Here is an 11,635-nt window from a genome sequence, read left to right as displayed (position 1 = left end):
TGCAATTTTTGAATGCAAAATTAGCAAAAAATTCCCATATAGCGCAAAAAGCCCTGCAAATTTTATATTTTTTTGCAGGGCTATACTTTAAAACGTATGATTCATGAGTCGCTGCTCAGCTAGGGTTTCGTATTTTGTGCCGGGGCGACCGTAGTTGGCGTAGGGGTAGATGCTGATACCACCACGAGGCGTGAAAAGACCAATCACCTCGATGTACTTGGGCTCCATCAAACGTACCAAATCCTTCATGATGACATTCACACAATCCTCATGAAAATCGCCATGATTACGAAAACTGAACAGATACAGTTTCAGACTCTTCGACTCTACCATTCTCTCGCCTGGAATATACATAATCTTGATCTCAGCAAAATCAGGCTGCCCTGTAATAGGACAAAGCGATGTGAACTCAGGACAGTTGAACTGTACCCAGTAATCATTGTCAGGGTGCTTGTTAACGAACGTCTCCAACACCTCGGGCGCATAATCCGAGCGATACTCAGTCTTCTTACCCAGCGCCTGCAATCCTTCTTGTTCTCTCATCATAACTCCTTAACTTTAAAAATGTTATATGCCACATCGGTATCAAACACATCCTCGTTGTCGTGCTTCTTAGTGAAGTTTACCACACGAATGGTTATTGGAAGCGCCACAATCTCGTAGATGGTCTTCAGCGTTACCTGAGTGATGACCAGCGATGGCATCTCCTCCCAGGGAATAACACCACCAAGTGCCAAGGGGAAGAAGATAATAGAATCGGTTAACTCGCCAAAAATGGTACTCAAAACCGCACGAGCCGAAAAATTCTTACCATCCGAGTTAAGCTTCATCTTACTCATGACATAAGCATTCATAAACGAACCAGCCAAAAATGCCAGAAACGACGCTCCAGCAATACGCGGTGCAAGTCCGAATATCTGATGGAAACCCTCTTCACCATGCCAGTATGCAGCTCCTGGAATCCAGTCGGCGATGGCACCAAACACTACGAACATGAAGTTCATAGCAAATCCCATCCAGATGAGCAGACGTGTGCGGCGATAGCCCCACACCTCGCAAACCACATCATTAATGATGTAGCTAACTGGGAACACAATCAGACCAGCAGTCATGTTAGCAGGTCCGAACGAAATCTGTTTTGTCTCCAACACGTTTGCCGTAATCAGGCACACGCAAAATAGTATGCCGTAAAACATAAACAGCACACTAATCCTCTGATTGTCCTTTAATTTTTCCATTTTCTTGTTTTGTTAAAGAGGGTGTTCAAGTACCCCTGTTATCCGTTATAATAAATAAACTAGCCAAGCCATATATGCCACAAATGCCAGAATAAGCAGCCATCCTTCTCTGCGCGACACATAGTACTTGGTTATAGCAAAAATCCACATCAGTCCGATACTAACAAGCATGGTCATCAAATCGACAATGGTAATACCCATGATGCGCATAGGGTGAACCACAGCCGTAATGCCTAGTATCAACAGAATATTAAACACATTCGAACCTATCACATTACCTATAGCGAGGGCCGAACGACCTTTATATGCAGCGACTACACTTGTGGCAAGTTCTGGGAGCGATGTGCCTCCAGCCACAATGGTGAGTCCTACTATACTCTGGCGGATGCCAAAGCGATGAGCCACATACGTAGCACCATCGACAAACAGATGACTACCACCTATGAGACAAGCCAGACCTACTACTATCCAGGCTAGGTTTATCCATAGGCGTGAGTAGTCGCGAGGCTCCTTTACAGGCTCTACGCCCAACTCTTCCTCACGCAGTTTCAGTTCACCTGAATTAATCGCCATGCGGAAGGTATAGAACATAAATGCCAGAAATCCTACCAATAGTATAAGACCATCCTGACGACTGATCTCGTTACCCCAAAGGTGGGGCGAGCTCATATCATCGAAACACAGAATGAACAGCAACAACGATGCTACAATAGCAAAAGGAATGTCCTTTTTTACCGTGTTAGGAGCCACTGCAATAGGAGCTACAGCTGCCGAACAACCCACTATAAGCAGAGTATTGAAGATGTTAGAACCTAACACATTACCAACAGCAAGATCGGATGTACCTTTAATAGCAGATACCAGACTAACAAACAACTCGGGCGCAGATGTTCCAGCAGCCACAATGGTGAGTCCAATCACAATCTCAGGAACTCGCATGCCACGAGCCAAAGACGATGCGCCTTCAGTAAGACGGTCGGCACCCCAGATGATGAGCACCACACCAATAATGATGAATCCGATGTTAAGCAGTGTCATTGCATTTAAGTTTTTATTCCATGTCGTTGATAAACGCGTCGAGACTACGGCGGTCCTTCTTTGTGGGGCGACCAGTGCCACGAGCACGATCTACAAATCCGCTAATGCGGGTCATCTCCAGCAGTTCATACTGCTCTGGGGCAGTAACATTTTCGTATATCTCTGGCAGAAGCTTTGCCCCTACCCTCTGTTCGATGGTTTTAAGGATACGGAACGAGTAAGTGATAGGAGGTTTACGCACGCTGACGGTCTCGCCAACTTTTACCATACGCGAGGGTTTTACGTTTACTCCTTCGATGGTAACACGTCCGTTCTTACATGCATCAGCAGCTATCGTGCGAGTCTTGAAGATTCGCGATGCCCACAACCATTTATCTATTCTTGCCTCTTCCATATCTCACATCCTCACCTTCTCACTTCTTCCCCAGCTTATTATACTGGTTCATCGTCAAATCGATACCAGCCAGCACAAAACTCTTAATAATCTCGCAAGCAGTGTCGATACTGGGCTGAAGTATCTTCATATCCTCCTCGTCGTACTTACCAAGCACCCAATCTACCTGCATGCCACGTGGGAAATCATTGCCAATACCCATACGCAAGCGAGCGTAGTTCTGGCCTATCAACTGCTGGATATGCCCCAGACCGTTGTGCCCACCATTAGAGCCACCCGCCTTCAAACGGAATGCGCCAAGTGGCAGTGCTACATCATCGCTGATGACTAGCAAACGACTCTGATCTATCTTCTCTTGATTCAGCCAATAACGTACGGCATTTCCACTCAGATTCATATAGGTAGAGGGTTTGAGCAGTATCACTTTACGCCCTTTGAGCGAAGTCTCTGCTACAAAACCATAGCGCTTATCGGCAAAAACAATATTGGATGCCTTAGCAAAAGCATCCAATACCATAAAGCCTGTATTGTGGCGGGTGTTCTCGTACTCGTCGCCGATATTTCCCAAGCCTACAATTAAATACTTGTCCACTTAATAATTATCAATTGTCAATTATCAATTATCAATTGAAATTACTCAGCTGTAGCTGCAGCAGCAGAACGAGAAGCACGTGTAGCCTTAACTGAGCATACAACAACCTGAGCAGGAGTAGCAATCTGCAGACCCTCGAAGTTCAGCTCAGCTACCTTGATAGCCTTACCAAGCTTCAGCTCGGTTACGTCTACATTCAGAACCTCAGGAATCTGCTTGTAAGGAGCTGTAACGTTCAGTGTACGAACAGCCTGGCTCAAGCGACCACCATCACGAACACCCTGAGCATGACCAACGAGCTTAACAGGAATACCAATTGTGATTGGCTTCTCCTCGTTTACCTCGTAGAAATCTACGTGCAGCAGTGCATCAGTTGTTGGGTGGAACTGAAGCTCCTTCATAACTGCCTTGTGATCCTCACCATCGATAGTGATGTTTACAACGTAAACGTCGGGTGAATAAACTACGCGACGGAGCTGAGATGCTGGAATGGCAAATGCCAAAGCCTCAGGTGCACCGTTCTCACCCTTCTTCTCACCATAAAGGTTACAAGGTACAAGACCTTCCTTACGCATTTCCTTGCTGGCCTTCTTGCCAGTTGTGGCACGCTTCTGGCCACTTACGCTAATTTCTTTCATAATTTGTGTTACTCTAAATTAAGTTGTTAAAAATTACGTTTTGCTTAATTCGCCATCACACGAATCCGGACATACCTATCCGAAAAGCGGTGCAAAGGTACGACTTTTTTCCGAACCAACAAAATATTTGGCTAAAAAACCTCAATTTTCTATGATTTTCTTGCAGAATTAGCTTTTTATTAGTAATTTTGCAGCCGGATTTGCGTTCACTAACGGCGCATTATATATATTATAAGGTAAAAAAAATAAAAACATCAAGTGAGATGATTAACAGAGAAATTATTAGAATCAAGATTGTTCAGTTAACCTATGCGTACTATCAAAACGGTAACAAGAACATCGACACGGCTGAAAAAGAATTATTTTTCAGTCTCTCGAAAGCTTATGACCTCTACAACTACATGTTGGCGCTTATAGTAGCCGTCAATAAGGAATCAGCACGCCGCAACGAAGTACTGGTGCAGCGAGCCAAACGTGAGGGAACAACCGAACCATCACAGAAATTTGTGTTCAACCGTTTTGCAATCCAGTTAGCCGAGAATAAGCAGCTCGAAGAATTTATGAGCACCCAAAAGAGCGGATGGGACGAGAATGCCACATTCGTAGCTTCGCTGCTGGAGAAGATAGAGCAGAGCGACATTTATCAGGATTATATGAACAGTACCGATGACAGCTATGATGCCGATCGTGAGCTTTGGCGCAAGCTGTATCGCACATTTATACAGGACAACGATGAGATTGACTCTATCCTTGAGGACATGAGCCTATACTGGAACGACGATAAGACCATCGTAGACACCTTTGTACTGAAGACTATCAAGCGTTTCGAGGAGCAGAATGGTGCTAAGCAGGAGTTGCTGCAGGAATGGGATAGCGAAGAGGAGAAGGACTTTGCCCGCAAGATTTTCCGTGCAGCCATTCTGAATGCTGACGAGTATCAGCGCGCCATGAGTGAGGCTTCGCGCAACTGGGATTTCTCACGTCTGGCTTTCATGGATATTATCCTGATGCAGATTGCCATCGCTGAGATGATGACCCTGCCAAACATCCCCATCAGCGTTACCATCAACGAATATGTAGAGATAGCCAAGTTCTACTCTACCCCAAAGAGCGCTGGATACATCAACGGTATGCTCGATGGTATTGCACGCAATCTGGTTGAGAGCGGCCGTCTGGCTAAATTCATCGAGCCAAAGAAGGAGAAGAAAGATTATAAACCCAAAAAACAAATAACTAAGAAAAATGACTAGTATCGTATTAGCTGCACAAGCAGCACAGGGAGGCGGAATGAGTATGATTATCATGATGGTAGCTATCTTTGCCATTATGTGGTTCTTCATGATCCGTCCACAGCAGAAGAAACAGAAGGAGATTCAGAAGTTCCAGAACGAGCTTACTGAGGGTACCGAAGTAGTAACAGGTGGTGGTATCCACGGCACTGTTAAGAGCGTTGATCTGGCTAAGAACACTGTTGACGTGAAGATTGCACGCGACGTGGTTGTTACTGTCGAGAAATCTTCTGTTTTCAAAGACATGGCTAGCACCGTTCAGAACAAGTAAATGAAGATATTCGGAATACTACGATATGCCAAAATGCTCCTTTTTAGCAAAGCTAATAAGGAGTTCGTAGTGTTTCTGGTATTTCTGGCTCTTTCGGGTATATTCTGGTTGCTGACAACGCTTAATCAGGTCTATGAACGTGAGTTCAACATCCCTGTATCAGTAGTTGGCATTCCAAAGAATGCTGTGCTTACAAGCGAGGAGACCGATACTGTTCGCATGACTATTCGCGACAAAGGAATAACACTCCTTACTTATATGTATGGCGACATACTGAAGAAAGTACAGGTTAGCTTCAAGACCTACTCAAAAAGCAATGGCACTGGTGTTATTACAGCATCCGAACTGCAGAAGCTTGTATATCAGCAGTTGGCAAACGGATCGCGCATCACAAGTGTAAAACCTGAGAAGCTAGAGTTCTATTACAACTACGGTGCAAAGAAGAAAGTACCCGTTAGATGGAGCGGACGCGTGATTCCAGAAGAAATGTTCTTCATATCGCGTGTTGCCTACCATCCTGACAGTATAACCATCTATGCATCGCGTGAGAAACTCGACAGCATCAATGTTATCTACACTGAGCCTCTTAACTACGCCAACTTCCGCGACACGCTAACAGCAAACTGCGAATTGGCTAAGATTAAAGGCGTAAAGATGATTCCTGACAACGTCAAGGTTACATTCTTTACCGATGTGCTTACCGAGGAACAGATAGAAGGAGTGCCTATCAAGGCCGTTAACATGCCTGTAGGCAAGTCGCTCCGCACATTCCCAGCCAAAGTCAACATCAGCTTCGTAACAGGTGTGAGTGTGTATCGTAATCTCAAGCCTACCGACTTTGTCGTAGTAGCTGATTACAATGAGATTATCAATCACCCTACCGAGAAATGCCACATCTACTTAAAGAGTGTGCCTCGTGGCATATCCAGAGCACGCTTGGAGATTGGCATGGTAGACTATCTGATAGAAGACGCAGAATGAAGGTAGGTATTACGGGTGGCATCGGTAGCGGTAAGAGCTACGTATGCAAGCGACTACAAGCTCATGGCATACAGGTGTTCGATTGTGACGCGGTAGCCAAGCAGCTCATGCGAACAGAGCCCACCCTACGCCAACAACTTACAGAGTTGATAGGCCCCGACACATATACTGCAGAAGGCAACCTTAACAAGGCTGAGGTGGCGCGATTCCTGCTCTCATCGCCAAGTAATGCAGAGGCTATCGATGCCATTGTTCACCCCGCAGTATTCGAAGCATTCAAAAAGAGTGGCCTCAACTGGATGGAGAGCGCTATACTCTTCGAATCGGGTGCATACAGACTTGTGGACAAGGTAGTGGCCGTAGTTGCTCCAAAAGAGATTCGCATCAAGCGCGTCATGGATCGCGACAACATCAGTCGCGAGAAGACCTTGGAATGGATGAACCGTCAGATGGATCAACAGGAAGTTATCAGTAAAGCCGACTTCGTGGTAATGAACGATGGCGAGACAGATTTAGACAATCAAATAATTAAAATTATAGAACAATGCAACAAACAGTTTTAGCAATTGCAGGTAAGCCAGGACTTTACAAGCTGGTTACCCGCGGAAATAACAATCTGATAGTAGAGGCTCTCGATGCTACTCACCGTCGTATGCCAGCTTTTGCTACCGATCGTATCACATCTCTTGGCGACATCGCTATGTTTACTGAGACTGATGATGTGCCCCTGACTGATGTTCTTGAGAACTTGAAGAACCTCGAGGGTGGCAAGAAGGCCAGCATCAACGAGAAGAAGGCTTCTTCAGCTGAGCTGCACGAGTACTTCTCAAAGGTTCTGCCAGAGTGGGATCAGGACCGCGTGAAGGACAGCCACATCAAGAAACTCATCACTTGGTACAATATCCTTATCGAAGCCGGCATCACCGATTTCAAAGACGCCGAGCCTGAGGCTGAAAGCGCTGAGTAAATTTTATTTAAGCCTACGGATTATACGGATTATGCGAATTATTTTTTCATTTAATTAAATCCGTAAAATCCGTAAAATCCGTAGGTTATATTATTATTTTATAGCCTCAAACACCTGTTTGATTTTTTGTTCGCGATGTTCTACGCGGACTTCTATTCCAAACTTTTCGTGTATATGTTCGGCCAGATGCTGGGCAGAATAAACAGAGCGATGCTGTCCACCAGTACAGCCAAACGAGAACATCAACGAAGTAAACCCTCGCTGCATATAACGACGCACATGATTATCAGCCAATTTATACACCGAGTCAAGGAATGTCAATATCTCACCATCATCCTCTAAGAATCTTATTACTGGTTCATCAAGACCTGTAAGCTTCTTATACGGCTCGTATCGACCTGGATTGTGCGTACTACGGCAGTCAAACACATATCCGCCACCATTTCCACTCTCATCTTCAGGTATGCCATTGCGATACGAGAAGCTGTAAACCTTTACCACCAGTGGTCCCTGAGCATCGTATTTTGAGAATGTGGCAGGGCCATCCTGTGGGTGGGCCTTGTATGGATTCAAATCTGTAGTCTTGTAACCATCAGCACGACTTGCCACAGCCTCTATCTGCTGGAACTGTGGGAGCTCGGTTAGCTGACGTAGAATATCCATCAGATATGGATAGTGGAACTGTGTTGATGATGCCAACAACTCACGCAGGTTCTGTATAGCAGGTGGAATCGACTCGATAAAGTGTTTTTTCTGTTCAAAATATCCTCGGAATCCGTATGCTCCAAGTACTTGCAGTGTGCGGAACAGCACGAAGAGCGAGAGGCGGTTAACAAAGTGACGTACCGTTGGCACCTCGATATAGTCCTTCAACGAGTTGTAGTACTCGTATACCAATTCGCGACGCAGCTTGTGAGGATACTTTGCCGAGGCCTGCCATAGGAACGACGCGACATCGTAATAGTAAGGGCCCTTTCGCCCCCCCTGATAATCGATAAACCAAGGATTTCCATCGTGGTCAAGCATCACATTACGGGCCTGAAAATCTCGATACAGGAATGTGTCGCCTTGCTCCGATGTCAGATCTTTCGCCAGCAATCGGAAGTCAGCCTCCAACTTTAGCTCGTGAAAGTCAATCTCAGTAGCCTTCAGGAAGCAGTACTTAAAATAGTTCAGGTCAAACAGCACACTGTCAACATCAAACTCAGCTTGCGGATAGCAGTTCGAGAAGTCTAACCCGTGTGCACCGTTCATCTGCATATTAGGCAGCTCGCGAATAGTTCGCTTCAGCAGTTCCTGTTCCTTTAGCGTGTATCGTCCGCCTGCCTCGCGACCACCACGTATCGCATCGAATAGCGACATGCTACCAAGATCGGTCTGCAAGTATCTTAGTTGGTCATCGCTAGCCGCAAGAATCTTTGGCACAGGTAGTTTTAGACTTGTAAAATGCTTAGTCAGATAGATAAACGCGTGGTCTTCGTCGCGACTTGTACCAATCACACCCACCACCGTTTGTCCATTCTTGTCCGTCAGTCGGTAATACGAGCGGTTGCTGCCGCCCCCGGGAATCTGCTGAACATTAGCAGGCTCAGCACCCCTCCATTGCTTATATAATTCTAAAAGTTTCTCCATGATGCTGCAAAGGTAATAATAAGCATGCAAATAACCAAATGTATTGCCATTTTCCTAATAAAAAAGGAACAACTTTTTCTGTTGTTCCTTACTTTAGTATAATAAATTTCAAATACTTAGAAACGAATGCTACGCCATGTATCCGACAGATTCTCAGACGGCTTGGTTGTTGGAGTCTGCTTCTTATGCATCTTCAGTTCTCTAGCCTGAGAAGATACGTTTTTCTTTATATGGTCAGACAGCTCACCAAATGTAATTGTTCCATTTGTATTCTTAAGAGCCTGCAACAGGAAGTAAGTAAACAATCCGTGTCCCTGCTCTGGATAGCCTTGGGCAGTTTCATTGCCTTGAGCTGCTGAGAACACCACCATAGAGTTGTTAGCAATTTCACCTTCCTCAGCTTCGATTTCAACTGCACGTAATCCCTCTGTAACGCCCTCGTTACTACGGTTTACACCACTAAAGCACGCATCGAGGAATACCGAGGTCTGCTTAAATCCAAATTCGCCAAGTTTTCCATAGAAATCATCAAGCGCGATACCTCTCTTTGGGTTGGTTCCTCTTACATCAGTTGGAAGGATATAGGCCTTGTTCTTATTTTTAACATCGGGCACACCGTGACCAGCATAGTAAACTATCAGATGCTTATTATCGCGATCGCTGATACCATTAATCCAGTCTTCCATTTCTTCCTCCATAATCATCTGCTTTGTGGCATCCTCAGCTATATGAATGTTTCCAGCAGGAATACCAAGCACCTTCTTGCAATAATCACCGAATACGCGGGCATCGTGAATAGCATAAGGAACATCTGAAGCAAAACGGTAGTTCTGGTTTCCAATGATAAGTGCATAGAGATCGTTGCGAGTCATGGTACTTGTAACGGTTAACGAGTCGACCGTTGATGTTTTATAATCGTAATTGATATCAACATGTCCCTTCGAGAATTTCTCGACAGATGACTTTGAAAGACCATACTCATGGCTGTTGTCAGCATTAATGTATGGAGGAATACGAATGATTTCGCCACTATACAGGGCGTGTCTAACCTTATTATTTAAAGTAATCTCACGGGCAAAAGCATGATGACCAATGATAGCTGTTGGGCTCATCTCGATAGACTTAAGATTGTCGCAAGACACAAAAGCCTGATCGCCTACGCGACACTGATCAGGAATGGTTACAGATACCAAAGAATTACAGTTAGCAAATGCAATCGTTTCGATAATTCGCAACTGCACCGGCATCGAGATATTGCGAAGACGCGAACAATTCAAGAAAGCTCCCCATCCGATTTCTTTCAGGTCGGTACCAGAGAATACTACTTCCTGAAGATTCTGACAGTTAGCAAAAGCGCAAGATCCGATTCTGGTAATACCAGTACCTATTTCAACTTTTCTAATATCAAGTTTTGACTTGATCCAAGGGGCTATTGACTTCTCAACGTTGTAGTTGTCAATAACAACCGTCTGTCCTTTATCGTTAACGTTTGATATTGCGAGTGTGTAACCATCGAAAGACCATTTGGTATCATCTCCACAATATCCTTCTGTCTTATAAAATGACTGTGCTGTCATCGACGAAGCACACAGGAAGGTCAATAAGACCGATACTATATATTTTTTCATAATTATTGCTATTAAATTGTTATTGAATGATTAAACGAAATAATGAAACAGTTTACATTCTGATCTGCAGATAGACTCTATTTGTTGCAGACTTGAATTCGTATTCGTCCTTGCCGAAATCGCCAGTATTTGCTGCTTTGTATTTAATATTGCCGTTACGCATTTCATAACCTATACCAATAGCCTTCCAGGAGACATTAAACCCAAAACTTGTTATCAAGCCATGTCCCCAATCGAGTTTCAAGTTACTCTCCATGTTCTTGAAATCTTCGCTGGTTGTATCAGTGTTTGCATCTGCATCTTTATTATTCTTCATGTATAATACTGATACGTGATAACCAACATGGAAGAATACGTTGAACTTCAGATAATGAAGCGCCTTGCTGTTAGTAAGATTGAATGGAGCCAAAGTCAACGAGGGGCCGAGCGACATACCGTAGTTAGCCTCGTACTTCTCCATGTTCCATGGGGTGTAATAGTAAGTATCTTTATCTTTTGTAAACTTTTTGCTACTATCGTAGAGTTTTCCGTCTCCTTCTGCTTTAAAGTGGTTTACATTAAAGTCTATTCCGGTGTAATCAATGTTGAACAATGCTACGTTGGCAATAGGCTTTTTGTGTAAACGATAGCTTTTACCATATTGGATAGATACGCCCCAATCAGACTTAAAATCCGGAACATTTGTTCCAAATTCTGTTAGGATAGAACTCTTGGGCGAGAGCTTGGTGTTGTTGTAAGAGAAGTTGAAATACCCTCTTCTGCCCCATACAGAAGAGAAATGCTTCTCTGTATCACTTCTACTGGTTAGTTGTTGCTGTACCATGATAATGTCGTTAATCGTGGTAATCTCAGTAGAATCTTCTTTCCAGTCGATGCTAACAGTTTTGTCTTCTTCTACCTGTGCAAAGGCTACAAAAGAAAAGAAACATGATAAGAATAAAACAAATTTCCTTTTCATAATACTGTT

General features: G+C 44.3%; 14 protein-coding genes. 5 read left to right on the top strand and 9 right to left on the bottom strand.

What is annotated here, in order from left to right:
* Nucleotides 1-87 precede the first annotated feature (87 nt).
* Genes queF through BUB86_RS04450 form a run of 6 tightly spaced genes read right to left on the bottom strand, consistent with a single transcriptional unit; the run spans nucleotide 88 to nucleotide 3,900 of the window.
* Nucleotides 88-546: a preQ(1) synthase gene (gene queF, locus BUB86_RS04475; RefSeq protein WP_073206141.1), complete on the bottom strand. Its 459-nt coding sequence runs from the start codon at nucleotides 544-546 to the stop codon at nucleotides 88-90.
* Entirely contained in the window at nucleotides 543-1,238 is a 696-nt protein-coding gene (locus BUB86_RS04470) for a queuosine precursor transporter (protein ID WP_073206139.1), read from the bottom strand. Before BUB86_RS04470 ends, queF begins: the two co-directional genes overlap by 4 nt.
* 45 nt (nucleotides 1,239-1,283) lie before the next feature.
* Nucleotides 1,284-2,276 (bottom strand): calcium/sodium antiporter, encoded by a 993-nt coding sequence (locus BUB86_RS04465; protein ID WP_073206133.1) that lies wholly within the window; start codon nucleotides 2,274-2,276, stop codon nucleotides 1,284-1,286.
* 13 nt (nucleotides 2,277-2,289) lie between these two features.
* Entirely contained in the window at nucleotides 2,290-2,670 is a 381-nt protein-coding gene (locus BUB86_RS04460; protein WP_073206128.1) for an RNA-binding S4 domain-containing protein, read from the bottom strand.
* A 19-nt stretch (nucleotides 2,671-2,689) separates the two neighbouring features.
* A complete protein-coding gene (pth, locus tag BUB86_RS04455) occupies nucleotides 2,690-3,262 on the bottom strand; it encodes an aminoacyl-tRNA hydrolase (protein ID WP_073206126.1) in 573 nt (190 codons plus the stop codon).
* A 41-nt stretch (nucleotides 3,263-3,303) separates the two neighbouring features.
* A complete protein-coding gene (locus BUB86_RS04450; RefSeq protein ID WP_073206123.1) occupies nucleotides 3,304-3,900 on the bottom strand; it encodes a 50S ribosomal protein L25/general stress protein Ctc in 597 nt (198 codons plus the stop codon).
* A 263-nt stretch (nucleotides 3,901-4,163) separates the two neighbouring features.
* Here BUB86_RS04450 and nusB point away from each other — a divergent pair, with 263 nt between their 5' ends.
* The 5 genes from nusB to BUB86_RS04425 are packed head-to-tail and all read left to right on the top strand — an operon-like array spanning nucleotide 4,164 to nucleotide 7,408.
* Nucleotides 4,164-5,150, top strand: a complete 987-nt coding sequence (gene nusB, locus BUB86_RS04445) for a transcription antitermination factor NusB (RefSeq protein ID WP_073206368.1) — start codon at nucleotides 4,164-4,166, stop codon at nucleotides 5,148-5,150.
* Nucleotides 5,143-5,460 (top strand): preprotein translocase subunit YajC, encoded by a 318-nt coding sequence (gene yajC, locus BUB86_RS04440; protein ID WP_073206120.1) that lies wholly within the window; start codon nucleotides 5,143-5,145, stop codon nucleotides 5,458-5,460. The genes nusB and yajC overlap by 8 nt, the downstream gene beginning before the upstream one ends.
* Entirely contained in the window at nucleotides 5,461-6,441 is a 981-nt protein-coding gene (locus BUB86_RS04435) for a CdaR family protein (protein WP_073206118.1), read from the top strand.
* On the top strand, nucleotides 6,438-7,004 hold the full coding sequence (gene coaE, locus BUB86_RS04430) for a dephospho-CoA kinase (RefSeq protein ID WP_073206115.1): 567 nt from the start codon (nucleotides 6,438-6,440) through the stop codon (nucleotides 7,002-7,004). Before BUB86_RS04435 ends, coaE begins: the two co-directional genes overlap by 4 nt.
* On the top strand, nucleotides 6,986-7,408 hold the full coding sequence (locus tag BUB86_RS04425) for a DUF5606 domain-containing protein (RefSeq protein ID WP_073206110.1): 423 nt from the start codon (nucleotides 6,986-6,988) through the stop codon (nucleotides 7,406-7,408). Before coaE ends, BUB86_RS04425 begins: the two co-directional genes overlap by 19 nt.
* Nucleotides 7,409-7,501: 93 nt before the next feature.
* On the opposite strand, the gene BUB86_RS04420 is transcribed toward BUB86_RS04425, so the two are convergent.
* The 3 genes from BUB86_RS04420 to BUB86_RS04410 all read right to left on the bottom strand — a co-directional run bounded on the left by BUB86_RS04420 (nucleotide 7,502) and on the right by BUB86_RS04410 (nucleotide 11,626).
* Complete coding sequence (locus tag BUB86_RS04420; protein ID WP_073206107.1) at nucleotides 7,502-9,040, bottom strand: phosphotransferase; 1,539 nt, start codon at nucleotides 9,038-9,040, stop codon at nucleotides 7,502-7,504.
* A gap of 116 nt (nucleotides 9,041-9,156) precedes the next feature.
* Nucleotides 9,157-10,668 (bottom strand): leucine-rich repeat protein, encoded by a 1,512-nt coding sequence (locus BUB86_RS04415; protein ID WP_081373094.1) that lies wholly within the window; start codon nucleotides 10,666-10,668, stop codon nucleotides 9,157-9,159.
* A 52-nt stretch (nucleotides 10,669-10,720) separates the two neighbouring features.
* On the bottom strand, nucleotides 10,721-11,626 hold the full coding sequence (locus BUB86_RS04410; RefSeq protein WP_073206100.1) for a hypothetical protein: 906 nt from the start codon (nucleotides 11,624-11,626) through the stop codon (nucleotides 10,721-10,723).
* Nucleotides 11,627-11,635: the final 9 nt, after the last annotated feature.

The sequence above is a fragment of the Xylanibacter ruminicola genome, assembly GCF_900142525.1.
Classification (GTDB): domain Bacteria; phylum Bacteroidota; class Bacteroidia; order Bacteroidales; family Bacteroidaceae; genus Prevotella; species Prevotella ruminicola_A.
This window is presented reverse-complemented; position numbering and strand designations above follow the sequence as displayed.